We start from the raw sequence: 18,518 nt of genomic DNA on the forward strand, positions 1-18,518 counted from the left end.
GACGCTGAAAAAACAAAGAGAGCATGTCCCGGTGGGACATGCTCTCCAAAGATCTCAACGACAAGGACGATCAGGCGGCGACCGACATGATGATGTCCAGCGCCTTGGGCAACGGCATGGCAATGGGCGTGATGGCGTGGGTCAGAAGGAAGCGCAGCTCGTTCTTGGTGAGCGACGCTTCGTCCACGATGGCGAAGTGCGGCAGGCGCGAACGCTTTGTCACCTGCCGCGCATAGGTGCGCAGCATCTGGTCGTGGAAGCGACAGCCAAGGAACAGGAAGCTGCGCTCGGTGCGGCGGTTCTTCACCACGTCCGGGATCGGCGTCTGGATGTCGATCTCGGTCAGGACCTCCACATAGTCGGCGTCGGAGATCAGCCAGTTCTTGGCCGGCGCCACGCTGCCGTGGGGCTTGTAGAGCACCGTCGTCCAGGTTTCGGCCGCGGCACGGTCAGTCTCGTTACCGGCAGCATCATAGAAGCGATACCAGCGGTCCTCACCGATGCCGGCGCGGGTGATGCCCTGCGCCTCGCCCCAGCCCTCGCGGCCCTCCAGCGCTGAGCGCATGGCGCCATCGTACCAGGTGTCCACGATCAGCGGCAGGTTCAGGCCGGCGAGAAAGGTGTGGAACGGCAGCGGCGGCACCGGCGGGGCGAACGCATCGGCCATGAGAGCCGACACGGTGGACCGGTGCTTCATGCTCTCGATGTGCTGGGCGGCGGCCCAGGCGTTGCCCTTGGCGCGCTTGGGCAGCGCCACCTTGGTGCCGAAGAAGGCCGCAAGGCCCTCCGGTGTCACCGGGATGGCAGGCGAGGACAGCTCCAGGAGGCCGGGCCCCAGATAGGGCGCGGCCTTCCCAGCGACAAGCTCCGCCGCCACGTCCTTCAGGACGGCTTCGGCGTCGGCGAGCTTCAGCGTCTCAATATTGGCGACGGAAATATTCATGTCAGATCACTCCTCCTCGCCGCGCTTCTTCGCGTTCACGGTGATGGGGAGGGTCGTACCCTCGGCCATCTCCGGCAGGTCAAGCACCCAGCCGTTGGCGATCTTGATCCAGCCGCCCCACAGGGTCTCGTGCTCGGTCTCGACGATCGGCTCCTCAAGGTCCTTTTTGGGAACGTAGATGGAGAGGCCCATCTCCGGAGAACGGCGAATCATAATCTTCATACAACTGGCTCCTCGATCGGCCTGGACTCGCCGCTGTTACCCGCGCCGACATCTGTGCGATGTCGTTCGTGGACGTCCGTGATGCGCCCGCCGACCGCTGCTATGGTCGGCATCAAGCATGCATTTCCTGTGGTGAAGGCGACGCGCGGCGGGGCGCATGCGCCAATCTCGCGCCCCGGATGAAGGCTAGACATGGCTGGCCACGGGTGCGCTGTCGGCACCCTCCCGCGCGAGCCAGGCCGGCGACATGGCGCGCAGGCGGGTGACGATCTCCGGCAGCGCCTCCAGCACCCGATCCACGTCTTCGCCCGTGTTCTCGCGGGAGAGCGACAAGCGCAGGGCGCCGTGCAAGGCGTTGGCCGGCAGGTTCATGGCCCGCAGCACATGGGACGGCTCGGTGGAGCCGGAGGTGCAGGCCGAGCCTGTGGAGGCGGCGACGCCGGCCTTGTTGAGATTGTGCAGCACCGCTTCACCGTCGAGATATTCGAACGCGATGTTGGCGGTGTTGGGCAGGCGGTTCTCGCCATCGCCATTCAGCAGGGTGTTGCTCACCTGCTGGAGGATGCCCTGTTCGAGCCGGTCGCGCAGCGCCTTCACGCGAGTGCGCTCGTCCTCCATGTGCTGGAGCGCGAGATCTGCCGCAGCGCCAAGACCGATGATACCCGGCACATTTTCGGTGCCGCCCCGGCGTCCGCGTTCCTGATGGCCGCCACGAATAAGGGGGCGAAACTTCACACCCTTCCTCACATAGAGCGCGCCGATGCCCTTGGGTCCGTGCAGCTTGTGGCCGGACAGGGACAGCATGTCGATGGCGGTGGATTTCAGATCGATGGCCACCTTGCCCGCCGCCTGCACCGCATCGGTGTGGAACAGCGCACCGACCGCCTTCGCCTGTTCGGCGAGCGCCGCCACGGGGAACAGCGTGCCGGTCTCGTTATTGGCCCACATCACCGAGGCGATGGCGGTCTTCGGTGACAGCGCCTTGGCATAGGCATCAAGATCGAGCCGGCCGTGACGGTCCACGCCGATGAGGTGGACCTTGATGCCGCGCGTCTTTTCGAGATGCGCGACAAGGGTCAGGATGGCGGGATGCTCCACCGAGGTGGTGACGATCTCGTCCCGCCCGTCCTGCGTCTCCAGCGCGGAGAGGATGGCCGCATTGTCGGCTTCCGTTCCGCCGGAGGTGTAGATGATCTCGTGGTCGAACGCGGCGCCGAGCAGCGCCTGGAGCTGCTTGCGCGCCTTCTTCAGTGCCTCGCCCACATGCTCGCCGAAGGCGTGGGTGGATGAGGCATTGCCGAAGTGCTCGCTGAAGAACGGCAGCATGGCCTCGACCACAGCGGGGTCGGTCCGTGTCGTCGCGTTATTGTCGAGATAGACAGGCCGCACGGCATCACCCCTTCGATCGTCTAAGCCTTGGCGCGCCCCTCAGCGCGTCGGCGAGGGGACGGCAGGTGCAGGAGCCACCGGCGCGGCGGGCGCGATGCTCTTCAGGCTCACCAGCGGCTTATTCTGCGCGCCGGCCACCGGGATGAGGCGGATGAGCTCGCCCAGGCGCTCGACGATCTTGGTCTGGATGCCCTCGATGGTCTCGCTCGCCAGCTTGCAGAACACGCAGGCGCCGGTCATCTTCACCATGACCTTGTTGCCATCGATCTCGACAAGCTCGCAGTCGCCGCCGTCGCGCTTGAGGTTGGGACGGATCTCCTCGATCACCTCGCGGATGATCGCCTCACGCTTGGCTTGCTGGGTGAGCGGCGCGCGCTCTTCGGTCTCGGCCAACATCGCTCTGTCCTCTGTGTAAGTGAGTTCAATCCGTGCGTTCAGGTCCGGCTTTCGGCAAAAGCCGCTCAGCCGAAGGACTTGCCGCAGGAGCAGCTCGAGGTGGCATTCGGGTTTTCGAAGGTGAAGCCGGAGCCCTCCAGGGCCACGACGAAGTCAATGACGGTGCCGGCGAGCAGCTCGTGGCTCTGATTATCCACGAACACCTTGACGCCCTCGCGCTCGACCACCGTGTCGTCGGGCTCGGCGTCGCTGACGAGACCCATCTTGTACTGGTAGCCGGCGCAGCCACCCGTCTCGACCATGATGCGCAGCCCGCTGACCGGCTGATCGGCGCCCAGGATCGCATCCCGGACCGCATGCAAGGCGCTGTCGGTCAAATTGATCATCGCTCGACCTTCGCTTGAGAGGTTGCTTCGGCCCTCTGTCCAGCAAGCGCCGTGCCAGACGGCAACGGACTGATTTGCCTGAATTTTCAGGATTCGAGCTGTTGCCTTTGCGACGCGTGTCTGATTCCGGACAACGCCCGCAGCGGGTGCCGGCGCGACTTTCCCTCCGCTCCTGCGCCGCCGTGCCCCGCGCCGACATTCCGGGCCGGACCTTGAATTTGCGTCATCGGGCGCGGGGACGGGGCCGGTCTCGGCAGCCCGGGGGATGGCCGATTGTCGCGCTTCGCCGGTGCGCCGGCTGCAATGACGCGGCGCGGCAAAGGGCTTGCATGGGGGACGCGCCTGCCCCCTTGCGCGGGCGGCACGCCGAACGGGGTTCGGCGGAGAGCGGCGCCTTCGAGCCCACGAAGGTGCGCCCCTGCTCGCGCCCGTCTTAGACCGTCTGAGAGTTGTGTGCTGAACCGGAGACTTTTTTGATGACTGCGATCGAGAACACCCCCCTGGGCCGGCTGGATAAAGAGGGGCGCCTCCTGAATGCCGTGCTCAAGCAGCCGACCAAGCCTGGCCGCTTCGACTTCCGCGGCGACATCGCCCTGAAGTTCCAGCAGCAGGTGGCCGACGAGAAGCGTCCGCCGGAATACACCATGGAACAGGTCATCACCTTCGCCGAGGATGGCAAGTCCACCATTCCCGTGCTGGCCGGCTACCTGCAGAATTTCGCCTACCTCTCCGACGTGGCGGACGTGTTGGGCGATGCCCTTGCCCCCGACGGCAAGTACTTCATCTTCTGCAACAATATCGACCTGCTGGCGAAGTATCGCGTCACCTACGGCGAAAAGATCTTCTACGTCCTGCCTTGCGATGAATCCACGGTGTGGAAGGAGATGACTGACCTCCTGAGCATCGACAAGAACGACATCAAGAAGCTGGACACCGGCGGCAAGACCGACAAGGTGCTCGACGCCGCCCTCGGCTGGCACGAGGACTACGAGACCATCACCTATGAAAAGGGCGTCTCCATCATGGAGCCGGTGAAGAACCGGAACGCGAATCGTCCGGTCTGATCCACCCCTCGACCCTGAATCGGACCCTCGCCGGCCTCACGGCGAGGGTCCGGGCTCTTGAATGTCGGGCCGTCCCGGATGTCGGTGCCGGAAGCCGACATCGGGAGAGTTCGGGATAAACTGTTCGGTGCCGGGTGTTCCGTAGCTGGTGTTCGGTACCGAATGCCGGCGCGACCCGGCAGGGTGATCCCTTTTTTGGGACATGTCGTGAGGGGTCGGTCTCGCGACCAAACGCCCGCCCCCTATTCCTCCAAGACGCGCAAGACGCGCGACCGGAATGACGCGCGACCGGGATGCTGGTCCCTTATCTGCCGAGCCGCGTCGCTTGAGCGACTCCCGCTCGGGACCAGCCAAAGACCGGGGCCGCTCCTAACATCGACATGCCTGAGACACACTCCAGATGACGTGTCCCAGATAGCCTGTCCCAAGTGGCCTGTCCCAAGTGGCCCGTCCGCAGGTGACGTGCCACCTGATGACAGGCCGCCGGAAGCCGCAGTCGGCTCAGACGCCGCCGCCCTCGTCGGAGCACGAGGTGATTTCGTCGTCGTCGTCCTCCTCCTCCTCGGCCAGGGTCACGCCGGTCACGCAGATGTCGTTATCGATGACGCTCAAGGCCACCGGCGTCAGGCTGCGGCCCTTGCACGGCCCGTCGATGCACACGCCGGTGCCCAGCTCGAACAGGGCGCCGTGCTTGCCGCACATCAGGCGGATGCCGTTGGGGTCGAGGAACTGGTTGCGTTCCCAATCCAGCTTCACCCCGTCATGGGGACAGAGGTTGACATAGCCGAACACCTGCCGGCCCCAGCGGACGACGATCAGGTTGAACGGCTTCTCCACGCCGTCCTCGACCTTCATCAGCTCGAAGCCGCGCGCGCGCTGGCTCGGAATGTCGCTCATGGAGCAGACGACGTAGGCGGTGCCGACCTCGGGCACGTTTTCTTCCGCGATGCTCGGTTCCATCTTGTCCTCGTTCACGATGCACTGGTCAGGATCGGGCCCTTGCGGGGACCCGCGCCAGGGGGAAGACCGTCAACCGCGGCCAGGCCGGCCTCCGCCTTGGCGAGAAGGCGGCGGTTGGCGGCGAGGCAGAAGTCGCGCCAGGCCGCCGCCACGTCGCGCAGGATGGTCTGCACATAGTCCTTCGCCAGATGGTGCTCGCCCGGGAAGTTGGACAGGGCGCAGGACGTGCGGTTGAAGGCGACGATGTCGTCGAGCAGGGTCTGGATGAAATCGCGGAACGGCAGTTGCACGTCGCTCATCAGCGCCGAGCGGCCCTTTTCGACCGGCACGTCGCGCAGATCGAAGGGCAGCGTGTCCAGCATGTCCACGGCGCGCTCGTAGATGTCCTCGATGGCGCCGAGCATGGCCCGCTGGGTCAGTTGCTCGCGCTGCTGGGTCGCCAGCGCGCGGTTGAGCCGCACCCGATAGGCCTCGAAGGCCGCATCGTTCAGCGTCGCCACCCAGGCCGAGAAGCGCGCGAGGCTCGCCGCGTTGATCGAGAGCCCCTCGGGCAGGACCATGTCGTCCTCTTCGCTCCGCGCGCGGGCCAGCGCCCGGTCGATGCGCCGTGCCGCCTCCAGCGCACCCTCCAGATAGCCGGCGCCCTGGGTCGCGGTCTCCGAGCCGCCCAGATAGAGCCGGCCGTCCCACAAGGGCCGGCGCAGCAGGGGATTGGAAAAGGCCACATGCTCGCCCTGCGGCTCGGCGCGGTCGCGGGCGGAACAGGTGAAGGGCTCCAGCGCCCAGTCCTGATACAGCTGCTCCGCGCCCTCGGCGGCACTGCCGAACACCTGAGCCATCTGGCTGTCCATGAGCATGGGCAGGCCGGCCACGAAGGCCTCCCGCAGGTCCGGCGGGAAGCTCAGGAAGCCGCCCAGCGCCGCCTTGGTGCCGGAGGCATCGCAGGCGTCGAAGATCTCACCCACCACCGCCTGCTCATGGGTGACGAAGGCGTTGCCCGACTGGCCAGCCTCCCGCCAGAACGGCGCGGTGAAGGCCATCACCACCTTGGCCTGCGCCGCCATCCAGGTGGGAGCGGCGCCCATGGCATCACGGGTGGCCGAATCCAGATCCGGAGAGAAGCGCACGGTTTCCGCAACGAGGCGCGGCGGCAGGGCGATCACCACATGGCGCGCCTCAACCGTCAGGAAGGCGTCGTCGACCCGGAAGGTCAGCACCACGTGGTCGCCCTTGTCCTCCACCTTCTGGAGCACATGGCCGAGCCGGATTTCATCCTCGCCAAGCCCGTCGGCGAGCGTCGCGACCATCCGCGCCATGCCGCCGGCGATACGCCGTGCCCCGCCATGGACCTGCTGCGCGAAGCCCTGGGGTGCCTTGTCCGCCTCGGTCAGGTGCAGCACCGCGCCCTCGTCGTGCTGGGCGAAGGTGGACAGGCCCAGCTCCGAGACGAAGGCGGTGATGAGCGGCTGGGTGTCGGGCCAGAACCAGGTGGGGCCAAGATCCAGCGCCTCCCCGGTGGTGGCCGGGACGGCGGAAAGGATGCGACCGCCGAGACGGGCGCGCGCCTCGAACAGGGTCAGGCTGCGGTCGGCCTTCTTGAGGCTCCGCGCCAGGGCGAGGCCGCACAGCCCGCCGCCGATGATCGCCGTGTCCAGCATGGATTCAGATCCCCTGCGTGTCGCCTTTTTGGAGCCCTTGCAAGATTCGCGCACAGCCGGAATGGACCGGTTTGTGGCGTCCGTAGCGGGGTCCACGTCGCATTTCCCGCGATGTGCGACGCATTTCCGACAAGCCCGTGGAAACCTCCGACACGACCGGCCAGCACCGACAGGCCGGCCGGGAAGCGCTTGCGGACAAGGCTTTGCGGCACCCGGCCGGTACGCGAGGAGGGAGAGCAGGGGACACGACAGCGACTGGCACGAAAATTGATCAACCAAGGGGACCGTTCGTCACACCTGATTGTCTAGTGGAGATTGCCATGATCGTCGCGTCGGAATTCGCAAGCCGCTCCCTCGAGGAGATCAAGGAGCTGCTGGCGGGGGGCACCCTCACCGTCTATTCCGTGGCCCGTCCCGTGACCGCCGACCATGCGGTTGACCGCAGCGGCAAGCTCGTCGCCTTCACCTTCGCCACGCCGGCCTTCGGCACCCCGTCCGAGGACGGCTCCGAGGTGGCGAGCTTCGTCGCCGACGTGGTGAACGCCTCCGACGTGGGCACCCCGGGCTTCGCCCGCGCGGTGACCGCCGACGGCAAGGTGGTGGCCGACTTTTCCGCCGGCCCCGGCGACCGTGAGATCAAGTTCTCGGAAGTCTCCTTCTCCGCCAACGCGCCTGTGAAGGTGGTGAAGTTCAAGTTCAACCCCGAAGGCGGCTGGCCCGAGCGCGTCGACTACTACGACGCCCACCCGCGCCCCGGCTACAGCCTGCCCAAGGTGCGCTGAGCGCTGCGTTTCGGGCGGCCACAGCGCGCCGACCGTTCCAGGATCGTCTGCCGGGCGCCCTGCCCGGCAGACATTGACAGTACCCGATGTCCGAACCTCGACAGGGAGAGACTTGCGTCATGTCCACCGTTCTTCCCGGACCGTTGGTGAGCACCGAATGGCTGGCCGAGCATCTCGAAGCGCCGGATGTGAAGATCCTGGACTGCACCTGGCTGCATGAAAGCAGCAACATGGACGGGCGCACCCAGTATCGCGGACGCCACCTGCCGGGCTCCGTGCATTTCGATATCGATCACGTGGCCGACAAGTCCAATCCCCTCCCCCACATGCTCCCCCCGGCCGCCGAATTCGCCAAGAAGGTCGGCCTGCTTGGCATCTCGAACGGTGACAAGATCGTGGTGTATGACCGCCTGTGTGGCGGCGCGGCCGCAGCCCGCGTGTGGTGGATGTTCCGCATCTTCGGCTATGACGACGTGGCCCTGCTGGACGGCGGCTACGGCAAGTGGGTGAAGGAAAAGAAGCCGTCCGACATGTCCCCGGTACGGCCGGAGCCCAAGACCTTCACCGCCTCCTTCAATCCCGCCCTTGTCCGCAATCTCGGCGACATGCTGGCCAATGTGGCCAGCGCGGCCGAGCAGGTCATCGACGCGCGGGGCCCGGCCAAGTTCGCCGGCAGCCAGGACGACGTGTTCCCGGTGAAGAAGAAGGGCCACATTCCCGGCTCGGTGAACCTGCCCTGGGGCGACCTCATCGTCGAGGAGACCGGAACGCTGATCGCGCCCGACGCGCTCGCGGCCCGGTTCACCGCCGCCGGCATCGACATCACCAAGCCGGTGATCGCCACCTGCGCCTCGGGCACCATCTCGGCCGTGGTGCTGCTGGCGCTGTTCATCCTCGGCAACAAGACAGCGGCGCTCTACGACGGCTCTTGGGCCGAGTGGGGCCTGGCCGAAGACACACCGACGGCGGCCGCGGCCTGACCGGGAGACACCCATGGCCGACCTTCTGCCCCTCATCAGCGATGGCGAGGAGTTCACGCTCCTCGCCTCGGACGACAACACGCATTTCGTACTTCGGTTCAAGCCGGACGGCCTCACTGCGGATCTTTCCGGAGAGGACGCGGAGCGCTTTCGCGGTGATTATGAAACCGTGAAGTCTCAATTTCCGGACTGGAGTTCGGATCAATTACTGGCGCAGCTCTGGGACCAGGGCGGTTACAGTTGGCTCGCAGCTCAGGACGGGTGACGCAAATGGCTACCACGCTCATCAAGACCACTTCGGACGGGCGCAAGCTCGAAGTTTCGGGCCTCGCCATTCTCCTCGACGGCCAGCTTGAATCCTTCGACCTCACCGAGATCAAGCTTCATCCCAACTGCCGCAAGATCTGGTCGGTCCACCCGGAGGCAACCCATCTCGCCGGCCGCGTGACCCTGACCAAGGAAGAGGCCGAGCTGGTGGAAAAGGCCTTCAAGGAGGCCGAGGCGGAAATCCTCGCCAGCCCCGCGGCCATCAACGAGCGGTTCCGCATCGCCATGATGTGGCGCGCCCGCAGCGAAGGCATCGAGTGACGGCATCCGCCGCCGCGTTTGCCACCACTGCATGAGCAGCCCGGCCCGATCTTCGGTGCCGGGCTTTTTCGTCGGGGCAGGAGCGACTTGTTCCTGAGGCCCAGCAGGGGCCGCACCAGCGCGTTTGCCCGCGCGCCGGCCGGACTGATGGGCTGCGATGGGAAGGCGACGAGATCGGGAACCCGATTGGGGGCGATGCGACTTGGCCCCCCGATGCGACTTGGCCGCCTCAGGGCCGACGCGGGTCCGGGCCCTATTCGGCGGCCTCGGGAAGCGCCGCGCCGTGGATCTGACCGAGCGGCGCGTTGCCGTTGGCGGCGGCGTTGCGGTTGCGGGCGAGGCGCGATTCCCCGTCCTCCGCACCGAAGCAGACGTGGAATTCGTCGCAATCGGAGCACACCGGCGCCGCGCACAGGGTGAAGCCCTCCGAGCCGCACACCATGCGGTAGAGGAACTTCTTCCACTTCATGTCCTGCCGGTTTTTCAGCGCCAGCGGCGCGAAACGGCGCGTCATGAGCGCCCGTAGTTCCGCGCGGTCCCTGAGCCCCAGGTCCTGCCACAGGTGGTGAGGCGACTGACAGCGCCGCGCGATCATGGCGATGAAATGGGTCTGAAGCCGTCCGGCATCGGACGAATAGATGCCGAGAATGTCGCGGATCGACTGCTCTTCCGCCTCGACGGTGGGCGAACGCCCGTCCATGCGTCGATCGAGCGTATCCACTGCATTGGGAAACAGGATGCGGGCGAGGTCGAGGAAGGCAGACTTCTCAAGGCCGAGAGCCTCGAGGCAATGGCGCCCGTCCTCTTCCGCCTCCGCAAAGGCGACGGCGACGATGGAGGCCGCCACATGCGCGTCGAAGGGGTCGCCGGCCGAAGCGGTCGATGAAGCAATCAACCAGTCATAGACCTCTTCGGCGGCCATGGACCCACTCCTTCAACCAACGACACCGGCCTGAGACCGGTGCCGAATGGATTTGGCTCAAGCGCCGTGCGGGCCGCGGAAGGCCGATGAGCAAAGCCCATCGCCCTTCCGCTTCAAAACAAATCCGCTATCGGCGGTGGCAATCAGGCCGCAGCCTGCTCATGACCATGAACCTGGCAATTGGCCGGGCAGACGCGCGCGCACGCACCGCAACCGATGCAGGCGCCCGTGTCGTTCATGACCATCACCTTCTTCTCGACCTCATCGTCCTCGTCATCATCGAGGGAGACGACTTCGCCGTCCTCGTTGATGCCTTTCAGCGTCATCACGTCCCGGCCGCAGACCTTGAAGCAGCGCCCGCAACCGATGCACTTGCCGGCATCGATATCGAGCAAATAGTCTGGCTGCCAGGCTCGACCATCTCGGGTTTCGTTGGACATTTCGAAAAAGCCTTCAGGTTAGGCGGCCTCAAGTGCTTTCAGGTCCGCGCGCTTCTTTTCCAGCTCGGCGAAGGCGCTGTGCGCCCTCTTGGCGACATCCATGATCGTCTCCCAGCTGATGGGGAGTTCCTCGGACAGATCGTGGAGGTCCATTTTTGCCTGCGTCGCCTTGGCGGACAGCTTCTTGATTTCGGCCTTGAGTTCTTCCACGTCGCTCATGGGTGCACCTGATCTTCAGTAGTTGGCCACTTCCGGGAACTTCCGGATCATCTCGACGCCCGAGGCGACGAACTTCGTCCCCTCCTCGGCGAGCTTGCCGAGATTGTCGAAACCATAGCGGTGAACGTCCCGCAGCTGCTTGTTGACCACGATCAGCCGGCCGCCGATGAGCACCATGCGGCCGAAGCCCTCGTGGCTCATCTTCAGCATGGGGGTGATCATCACCTTGGTCTCACGCTCGATCAGGAGACACACGGCGTTGAAGAACAGCTCCATGCGCCAGATGGTCTCGGGATCGGGATCGCCGATGATGGGGAGAGCCCGACGGGCTTCCTTGTCCACGATGTATTCGGCGATGAGATCAAGATCCGCCTTGCCTTCCCACGCTCCATGGGTGTCCTGGGCGCGCCAGACCTTGATGAGTTGCTTGATGAACGGATTGTCTTCGGCCGATACCGGCTCGATCACTTGCGCTGCTTCGGACATGTCAATCCTCATTCATCAAAATCGAAAGTACGTTCCTGGCCCTTCGACATAACCTTGCGCAGCCAGGGCGGAGGCGTGCCGCGCAGCACCGTGGCCAGCTTCTCGATGAGGTCTTCGATCTCCTCGGGCTGGTTCACCTTCATGGGGTGGATGTTGTTGGCCACCACCCGCGCCGCGCCGGAGCCGCCGATGGCAGCCACGTAGAGGATCGCGCAATCCTTGATCGCCTCGATCTTCGGGGCGAGCTTGTCCTCATTGCCGTCTTCCTTCAGGTCGCCGTCGAACTCGATGGCTTCCACGAAATGATGGCTTTCCGGACCCACCTCGTAGATGGCGATGTTCTTGGCCCACCCGAAATGGGCATCGACCCTTTTGAGGTCCTGGGTTGCAAATGCGACTTTCATGGGAGGGTGCGCCTCTGCTCGTTCTTAGTGGTGGGAGGTGCTCACGACGGTGCCGTGGGTGGGCGTCGTCGCAGGGGCGTGCGAATGGCCGTGACCATCCCCGTCCCACGGATTTTTCCAGGTGTCGGGCGTCACCTCATGGTTCGCCTCGTGATCGGCGATGCAGAGGTTCGCCAACGTGAAGATCAGTTCGCGCGTGCCGCGATAGCCGACAATCATCCGGTGCCCGGCGCCGATGCGGTCGAACATGGGAATGCCGATGCGGTGGAACGGAATGTTCAGCCGCTCCGCCGCCTGCCGGCCGTGGGAATGGGTCAGCAGCAGGTCGCAGCCGCGTTCTTTCGCCAGCGTCTCCAGATCCTCGAGGTCGCCGAGCAGCACCTCTTCCGCCTGGAGCTTCTCGAACACCGGCGACTGGGTGGTGGTGACCGCCGTAGTGATGTGCGTGCCCATCTCGTGGAGCATGGACGCCACATCGAACAACAGGTCCGGCTCCGCCCCGATGGCGAGCTTGCGCCCGCCCAGGTGGAAGTGGGCATCCAGCATGGCATCCACCAGCTGGCCGCGCTGCCGGCGATACTTCTTCGGCACCTCGCGCCCCGAGATTTCGCTCAGGAACATGAAGAATTCATCGTTGGGCCCAAGCCCGCACAGCCGCTCGAACAGCCGGTAGGGAACCCCGGTCTTCTTCTCCATGGCCTCGGCCGCGCGACGCATCTGCGCGCCGATGGCGATGGTCCAGGAGGCCTCGCCCATGGTGGCGATCTCCTCCACCCCGATGCCGCCGATGGTGGTGGGCGTGAAGTCGTCCGGGATGTGCCCGTCCAGCGAACCCGCCAGGTCCGGCAGGAAGGAGGGCTCCAGACCGAAATCCTCGAAGATGGAGCGCAGTTCGTCGAGATCGCCGGGCTGCAGGTGGGAGCCCGGCAGCACGTTGACGCGCCTGGGATCGCGCTTGGCGTCCGGCTCCGGCGTCTTCACCAGAACCTCGACCATCTTGGCGACCGTCTTCTCCCAGCCGTCCTGGAAGGCGTCCTTGAAGTCGGGCGTGGAGACATAGACCATGGGGAAGTCGGCGAGCTGCGGATACTTGGCGCGGATCAGCTTGATGTAGCCGTCCACGTCATCGCCCTTGGTCTCGGTGACGCCGGTGGAGCAGATGCCGATGATTTCCGGCTTGGTCCGGTTGTAGATGTTGAGAACCGCCTGCTCCACGTTGTCGAGGCCGCCGAGCACGGTGGCCACCTCGCTCATGGCGGTGGTCTGGAGCGGGATCGCCTCCTTGAAGTGGCGCACGAACAGCACCAGGCCGAATGAGGTGCAGCCCTGCGAACCGTGCAGCAGCGGCATGGCACCGCGAAGCCCCATGAAGGCGAGCGCGCCGCCGATGGGCTGGCTCATCTTCAGGGGATTGACCGCGCAGGCCTTCTTGCCCGTGACGAATTTCGCCATGCCGGCCTCCTATTCCGCTGCCACGAGGGTGGCCGGCGTGTTCGCCGCGGCCGCGTCCAGCATGTCCTCGATGCGCTCGGCGCAGCCGCCGCAGCCGCCGGTGGCCTTGGTCTGCGCCTTCACTTCGGCGAGGTTGCCGGCGCCGGCCTGGATGGCATCCTCGATGGTGCCCACATCCACGCTCATGCAGTTGCACACCTTCTTGGCGCGCCGCTTGGCTTCGGCCGCGACCGGATCAAGCTCCGGCTCTTCCGCCGGCACCAAGCCACGGGCCTCGAAGATCTCCTCGATGCGACCGGCACAGGCGCCGCAGCCGCCGGAGGCATTGGTGTGGGTCTTCACGCCTTCCACGGTGGTGAGGCCGTGGGCCGCGATGGCGTCCTCGATGGTGCCGAGGTCGACGCTCTTGCAGTTGCAGATCTTCTTGGCCCGGCGCGCCTTTTCGGCGGCCACCGGATCGGCGGCGAGGGCTGCGGCTTCCGCCTCCATCTCGGCGATGGCGCGGTTCTGCCAGTTGTTGGCCGGGTTGTCCCACGGGGCGGGCTTGCGCACCTGCTCCCAGATGGGGTTGTAGAGCGCCTTGTCGATCTCCTCGACCAGCTTCACCATGCCCACATAGCCCATGTAGGCGTGGTGGCGCTCCTGGTTGATGTCGAGCCACGGCATGGCCGCCTTGAGCGCGATGAACTGCGACCGGCCGCCCGAGAGCATGATGTCGGCCTTCGCGTCCTTCAGCATCTTGTACATTTCGCGGGGCGTCATGTCGTCGATCATGTGGGCGTCCTGCCCCATGAGTTCCTTGATGCGCTCCTTGTCCTCGCGGGTCGACTTCTTCACCGAGGTGCCCACCAGCTCGAGGCCGGCTTCCTGCAGCGCCGCCACCACCGACCAGGACTTCACGCCGCCGGTGATGAGCAGCACCTTCTTGTCCTTGAAGCGGGGCTTGTACTTGGCGATGGCCGCCCAGGCGTTCGCCTCCTCGCGCTCGATGAGGGCTTCGGTACGGTCCATCAGCTCGGGATCGGCGCCGCGCTCGATGAGCATGCGGGCGATCTCGCGGAGCGAGTCGGACGAATCCTGGATGCCGTAGAACGAGCCCTCGAAGAAGGGGATATCGTAGCGCTCCTCCATCTTGCGGGCCACGTTGATCATGGCCTTGGAGCACACCATCATCGCCGCCTTGGCGCGGTGCGACGAGGCCACATCCTTGTAGCGCCCGTCGCCGGAGATGCAGGCCATGATGCGGATGCCGAGCTCGTCGAGCAGCGGCTTCACCTGCCACAATTCACCGGACAGATTGTATTCGCCGATGATGTTGAGGTCATAGGGCGTGGTGTACTCCGGCTCCTCGGTGCCGATGACGTGCTGGAGGATGGCCTCGCCGGCGAGCTTGTTGCCGAGATTCTTCGGACCCACGAAGCCGGGCGAGTTCACCGGGATCACCGGCGTGCCGAACTTCTCCTTCGCCGCCTTGCAGACCGCGTCGATGTCGTCGCCGATCATGGCGGGCACGCAGGTCTGATAGACGAAGACGGCGGGGGGATTGTACTTTTCGATGATTTCCTTGATCGACTTGAACAGGCGCTTCTCGCCGCCGAACACCACGTCGGTCTCGTTGATGTCCGTAGTGAAGCCGGTGCGCCAGATCTGCGAGCCGGACGATTTCGCGCCGCGATTGTCCCAGCTGTTGCCCTCGCAGGCGATGGGGCCATGCACGAGATGGGCGACGTCGGTCAGGGGCTGGAGGGCGATCTTGGCGCCGTCGAAGGCGCAGCCGCCGGCGGCACCGCCAGGCTGGAGCTGCTTGGTGCACCCCTTTTTCTTTTCCGCTTCCGATTTGTTCTGGTTCTTCGCGCAGCTTGGCTCGTTGAAGACTTCCTGGATCGTGGCGGAAACCGAGCTCATGGATCTCTCCTTCGAGAAGCGGGCTGTGTAAAGATCAGAACTTCCGAAAAGGGCAGGCTCCCGTTCGGGCCGGCCCGGGCGGGGCCCCGGGCCGGATCGATTTTCGTCAGACTTCTGCGATCAACGGATGATGTCGAACGAGTAGTCGGTCTTGGCGGGGACGATGGTGTTCTGGTCGATGGTGTCGAAGATCTTGTCCAGGATCCACACCAGAACGTTCATGCCGCCCTGATAGCCCCACACCGGGTAGCGGTGGTGGTGGTGACGGTCGAACACCGGGAAGCCGATGCGGATCAGCGGGGTGCCCGTGTCGCGCTCGAGATACTTGCCGTAGGTGTTGCCGATGAGGAAGTCGACCGGCTCCGTGAAGAGCAGCGACCGCATGTGCCAGAGGTCACGCCCGGGATAGACGTTGCAGTTCTGGCCGAACGGCGACGAGTCGAACAGGGCCTGCACCTTGTCGGCCCACTTCTTGTTGCCGTTGGTGGCAAGCACGTGGGTCGGCTCGGCACCGAGCTCGAGCAGGAAGGCCGCGAGGCCCAGGCACAGGTCCGGATCGCCGTAGATGGCGAACTTCTTGCCGTGGATGTGGGCGTTGGAGTCCGCAATGGCGTCCACCAGGCGGCCACGCTCCTTGGCGAGAGCTTCCGGGATCGGCTTGCCGGAGATCCGGGAGATCGCCATCAGGAACTCGTCGGTGCCCTTCACGCCCACAGGGTGGTTGAAGGCAACCACTTCCTGGCCATGGCTGGCGATGAGCGGCAGGGTCTTCTCGGTGCAGTATTCCTGCATGGAGATGGTGGCCTTGGCGTGCAGCGCGTCGGCTGCCTCTTCCAGGGTCGTGCCGCCGTCATACATGCGGAATTCGCCGTCGGTGGGGGTGTCCCACACTTCGGAATTGTCGGCGAGGATGGTGTATTCCACGTCCATCAGGCCGAACAGGCGCTTGACTTCACGCAGGTTGCCGACGGTGTAGCCGTCGAAGCCGCCGATGAAGTTGATCTTCTCGTTCGGGACGCGCTCCAGCTTCGGCGCGGTGCCGGCCTTGCCGTCCCAGAAGTGCTCGAAGATGCCCTTCATGACGTTGTCGTAGCCGGTGATGTGGCTGCCGACGAACGCGGGGGTGTGAGCGAAGGGGACGTCGTATTCCTGCGGAACCGAGCCCTTTTCCTTGGCAGTCTTGATGAAGGCGTTCAGGTCGTCACCGATGACTTCCGCCATGCAGGTGGTGGAGACCGAGATCATCTTCGGCTTGTACATGCTGTAGGTGTTGGCGAGGCCGTCAATCATATTGTTCAGGCCGCCGAACACCGCCGCGTCTTCCGTCATGGACGAGGACACGCAGGAGCTGGGCTCCTTGAAGTGACGGGAGAAGTGCGAGCGATAGTAGGCGACGCAGCCCTGCGAGCCGTGCACGAAGGGGATGGTCTGCTCGAAGCCGACGGCGGCGAACACGGCGCCGAGCGGCTGACAGGCCTTGGCCGGGTTCACAGTCAGAGCTTCGCGGGCGAAGTTCTTTTCCTTGTACTCAGGCGTCTTGGCCCACTCGCGGACGCGCTCGACTTCGGCGGGATCGCGGGGGTTCTCGAACAGCTTCTTCTTGTTGGCCAGCATCTGCTGGTACTCGGGACCGCGGAACAGCTCGAAGTGATCGAGCACGTTATCTGCATTCTGTGGCATCTCGAACCCCTATGGGTGGGTCAAACGGATCAAGCCCGCCAGGTGCCCCTCCCCGAAAAGGGGAGGGGCTTCGGGCTCAGGCGGTCACTCGGCCGCGAGCAGGCCCGGCTGCGCGGGAGCCTGCTTCCACGGAGCCTTGGTCATCTTCCAGACGGGGGAGTTGATGGCCATGTCCATGTCGCGGGCGAAGATGGCGAAGCCGTCATAGCCGTGATACGGGCCGGAATAGTCCCAGGAGTGCATCTGCCGGAACGGCACACCCATCTTCTGGAACACGTACTTTTCCTTGATGCCCGAGCCGACGAGATCAGGCTGGACCTTCTCGACGAACTTCTCGAACTCATAGCCGGTCACGTCGTCATAGATGATCGTGCCATCCTTGACGTAGTGCTGGGCGGTGCGCTGATAGTCGTCGTTGTGGCCGAACTCGTAACCCGTGCCGACCACTTCCATGCCGAGGTCTTCGTAGGCACCGATCACGTGACGGGGACGCAGGCCGCCCACGTACAGCATGACGGTCTTGCCCTCGAGCCGCGGACGGTACTTGGCAATGACCGCGTCCATGAGGGGCTGGTACTTGGCGATGACGCGCTCGGCGCCTTCCTTGATCTTGTCGTCGAAGTAGCCCGCGATCTTGCGGAGCGACTCAGCGATCTTGGACGGGCCGAAGAAGTTGTACTCGCACCACGGGATACCGAACTTCTCTTCCATGTGACGGGAGATGTAGTTCATCGAACGGTAGCAGTGCAGGACGTTCAGCTTCGCCTTCGGAGTCGCCTCGAGCTCGGCGAGCGAGCCGTCACCGGACCACTGGGCGATCACGCGCAGGCCCATTTCCTCGAGCAGGATGCGCGAAGACCAGGCGTCGCCGCCGATGTTGTAGTCGCCGATGATGGCGACGTCATACGGCGAGGGATCGAAGCGGGGGGCCGCATTCGGGTCCATCTTGTCGAACACCCAGTCCCGGATCGCATCGTTGGCGATGTGATGGCCGAGCGACTGGGACACGCCGCGGAAACCTTCGCAGCGGACCGGCACGATGGTCTTGTTGTCGTATTCCTTGGACTTCGCCTTGGACACGGCCTCGATGTCGTCGCCGATGAGGCCGATCGGGCACTCGGACTGGACGGTGATGCCGTTGTTCAGCGGGAACAGGTCCTGGATTTCGTCCATGATCTTGGCGAGCTTCTTGTCGCCGCCGAAGACGATGTCCTTTTCCTGGAAGTCCGAGGTGAACTGCATCGTCACGAAGGTGTCGATACCCGTCGTGCCGATGTAGTAGTTGCGGCGGGCGGCCCAGCTGTACTGGCCGCAGCCCACCGGGCCGTGGGAGATGTGGATCATGTCCTTGATGGGACCCCACACCACGCCCTTGGAACCGGCATACGCGCAGCCGCGGATCGTCATCACGCCCGGGATGGACTTGATGTTCGACTTCACGCCGCAATCGGACTTGCCGGACTCGTGGACGTTGAGGTGCTTCGCGCGGCGCTTCGCGGTCTTCTCGGGATAAACCTTGAGAACTTCCGCGATGAGTTCTTTGTTACGCGCCTTGATTTCAGCAACGCTTTGCGGTTGGGCCAAGCTCATTTCGCAATCTCGCTCTCGTTTTGGGTGCCGGATGAAGGCCGACCCCGCAATT

20 protein-coding genes and 1 pseudogene are annotated in these 18,518 nt (G+C 64.8%); 5 read left to right on the top strand and 16 right to left on the bottom strand.

Going from position 1 to position 18,518, the window contains the following annotated elements:
• Positions 1-70 precede the first annotated feature (70 nt).
• The 5 genes and pseudogenes from FBQ73_RS16150 to FBQ73_RS16170 form a co-directional block, all read right to left on the bottom strand.
• Positions 71-943, bottom strand: coding sequence for an SIR2 family NAD-dependent protein deacylase (locus tag FBQ73_RS16150; RefSeq protein WP_138400528.1), 873 nt, complete (start codon positions 941-943; stop codon positions 71-73).
• A 6-nt stretch (positions 944-949) separates the two neighbouring features.
• Positions 950-1,165, bottom strand: coding sequence for a putative nitrogen fixation protein NifT (gene nifT / locus FBQ73_RS16155; RefSeq protein WP_011995787.1), 216 nt, complete (start codon positions 1,163-1,165; stop codon positions 950-952).
• 186 nt (positions 1,166-1,351) lie between these two features.
• Positions 1,352-2,554, bottom strand: a complete 1,203-nt coding sequence (gene nifS / locus FBQ73_RS16160; protein ID WP_138400529.1) for a cysteine desulfurase NifS — start codon at positions 2,552-2,554, stop codon at positions 1,352-1,354.
• A gap of 129 nt (positions 2,555-2,683) precedes the next feature.
• Positions 2,684-2,950: pseudogene (locus FBQ73_RS16165) on the bottom strand (NifU family protein); the annotation flags it as partial.
• A 65-nt stretch (positions 2,951-3,015) separates the two neighbouring features.
• Positions 3,016-3,336: a HesB/IscA family protein gene (locus FBQ73_RS16170; protein ID WP_011995784.1), complete on the bottom strand. Its 321-nt coding sequence runs from the start codon at positions 3,334-3,336 to the stop codon at positions 3,016-3,018.
• A gap of 476 nt (positions 3,337-3,812) precedes the next feature.
• On the opposite strand from FBQ73_RS16170, the gene FBQ73_RS16175 reads away from it, so the two are divergent.
• The gene (locus tag FBQ73_RS16175) at positions 3,813-4,400 is read left to right on the top strand and encodes a hypothetical protein (RefSeq protein ID WP_138400531.1); all 588 of its coding nucleotides are present in this window, start codon (positions 3,813-3,815) and stop codon (positions 4,398-4,400) included.
• 501 nt (positions 4,401-4,901) lie between these two features.
• Here FBQ73_RS16175 and FBQ73_RS16180 read toward each other — a convergent pair.
• Both FBQ73_RS16180 and FBQ73_RS16185 read right to left on the bottom strand, forming a co-directional pair.
• The gene (locus FBQ73_RS16180; RefSeq protein WP_138400532.1) at positions 4,902-5,360 is read right to left on the bottom strand and encodes a Rieske (2Fe-2S) protein; all 459 of its coding nucleotides are present in this window, start codon (positions 5,358-5,360) and stop codon (positions 4,902-4,904) included.
• A gap of 11 nt (positions 5,361-5,371) precedes the next feature.
• Complete coding sequence (locus FBQ73_RS16185) at positions 5,372-7,018, bottom strand: flavin monoamine oxidase family protein (protein WP_138400533.1); 1,647 nt, start codon at positions 7,016-7,018, stop codon at positions 5,372-5,374.
• A gap of 320 nt (positions 7,019-7,338) precedes the next feature.
• Here FBQ73_RS16185 and FBQ73_RS16190 point away from each other — a divergent pair, with 320 nt between their 5' ends.
• From FBQ73_RS16190 to FBQ73_RS16205, 4 genes are all read left to right on the top strand, one after another.
• Positions 7,339-7,800: a hypothetical protein gene (locus tag FBQ73_RS16190; RefSeq protein ID WP_138400534.1), complete on the top strand. Its 462-nt coding sequence runs from the start codon at positions 7,339-7,341 to the stop codon at positions 7,798-7,800.
• A 119-nt stretch (positions 7,801-7,919) separates the two neighbouring features.
• Complete coding sequence (locus tag FBQ73_RS16195; protein WP_138400535.1) at positions 7,920-8,780, top strand: sulfurtransferase; 861 nt, start codon at positions 7,920-7,922, stop codon at positions 8,778-8,780.
• 13 nt (positions 8,781-8,793) lie between these two features.
• On the top strand, positions 8,794-9,045 hold the full coding sequence (locus FBQ73_RS16200; RefSeq protein ID WP_011995777.1) for a hypothetical protein: 252 nt from the start codon (positions 8,794-8,796) through the stop codon (positions 9,043-9,045).
• Between the two features lie 5 nt (positions 9,046-9,050).
• Entirely contained in the window at positions 9,051-9,368 is a 318-nt protein-coding gene (locus FBQ73_RS16205) for a hypothetical protein (RefSeq protein ID WP_138400536.1), read from the top strand.
• 253 nt (positions 9,369-9,621) lie between these two features.
• Here FBQ73_RS16205 and FBQ73_RS16210 read toward each other — a convergent pair whose 3' ends face one another.
• The 9 genes from FBQ73_RS16210 to nifD all read right to left on the bottom strand — a co-directional run bounded on the left by FBQ73_RS16210 (position 9,622) and on the right by nifD (position 18,466).
• The gene (locus FBQ73_RS16210; RefSeq protein ID WP_138400537.1) at positions 9,622-10,290 is read right to left on the bottom strand and encodes a nitrogen fixation protein NifQ; all 669 of its coding nucleotides are present in this window, start codon (positions 10,288-10,290) and stop codon (positions 9,622-9,624) included.
• 143 nt (positions 10,291-10,433) lie between these two features.
• A complete protein-coding gene (gene fdxB, locus FBQ73_RS16215) occupies positions 10,434-10,730 on the bottom strand; it encodes a ferredoxin III, nif-specific (RefSeq protein ID WP_138400538.1) in 297 nt (98 codons plus the stop codon).
• Between the two features lie 18 nt (positions 10,731-10,748).
• Positions 10,749-10,949 (bottom strand): CCE_0567 family metalloprotein, encoded by a 201-nt coding sequence (locus FBQ73_RS16220; RefSeq protein WP_011995773.1) that lies wholly within the window; start codon positions 10,947-10,949, stop codon positions 10,749-10,751.
• Between the two features lie 15 nt (positions 10,950-10,964).
• Positions 10,965-11,435 (bottom strand): NifX-associated nitrogen fixation protein, encoded by a 471-nt coding sequence (locus FBQ73_RS16225; RefSeq protein WP_138400539.1) that lies wholly within the window; start codon positions 11,433-11,435, stop codon positions 10,965-10,967.
• A gap of 8 nt (positions 11,436-11,443) precedes the next feature.
• Positions 11,444-11,839 (bottom strand): nitrogen fixation protein NifX, encoded by a 396-nt coding sequence (gene nifX / locus FBQ73_RS16230; protein ID WP_011995771.1) that lies wholly within the window; start codon positions 11,837-11,839, stop codon positions 11,444-11,446.
• A 24-nt stretch (positions 11,840-11,863) separates the two neighbouring features.
• Positions 11,864-13,291: a nitrogenase iron-molybdenum cofactor biosynthesis protein NifN gene (nifN, locus tag FBQ73_RS16235; protein WP_138400540.1), complete on the bottom strand. Its 1,428-nt coding sequence runs from the start codon at positions 13,289-13,291 to the stop codon at positions 11,864-11,866.
• Between the two features lie 9 nt (positions 13,292-13,300).
• Positions 13,301-15,196: a nitrogenase iron-molybdenum cofactor biosynthesis protein NifE gene (gene nifE / locus FBQ73_RS16240; RefSeq protein ID WP_138400541.1), complete on the bottom strand. Its 1,896-nt coding sequence runs from the start codon at positions 15,194-15,196 to the stop codon at positions 13,301-13,303.
• A gap of 120 nt (positions 15,197-15,316) precedes the next feature.
• Entirely contained in the window at positions 15,317-16,876 is a 1,560-nt protein-coding gene (gene nifK / locus FBQ73_RS16245; protein ID WP_138400542.1) for a nitrogenase molybdenum-iron protein subunit beta, read from the bottom strand.
• 84 nt (positions 16,877-16,960) lie between these two features.
• Entirely contained in the window at positions 16,961-18,466 is a 1,506-nt protein-coding gene (gene nifD / locus FBQ73_RS16250; protein WP_138400543.1) for a nitrogenase molybdenum-iron protein alpha chain, read from the bottom strand.
• Positions 18,467-18,518: the final 52 nt, after the last annotated feature.

Origin of the sequence: Xanthobacter autotrophicus (genome assembly GCF_005871085.1) — a bacterium.
Taxonomy (GTDB): Bacteria; Pseudomonadota; Alphaproteobacteria; order Rhizobiales; family Xanthobacteraceae; genus Xanthobacter; species Xanthobacter autotrophicus.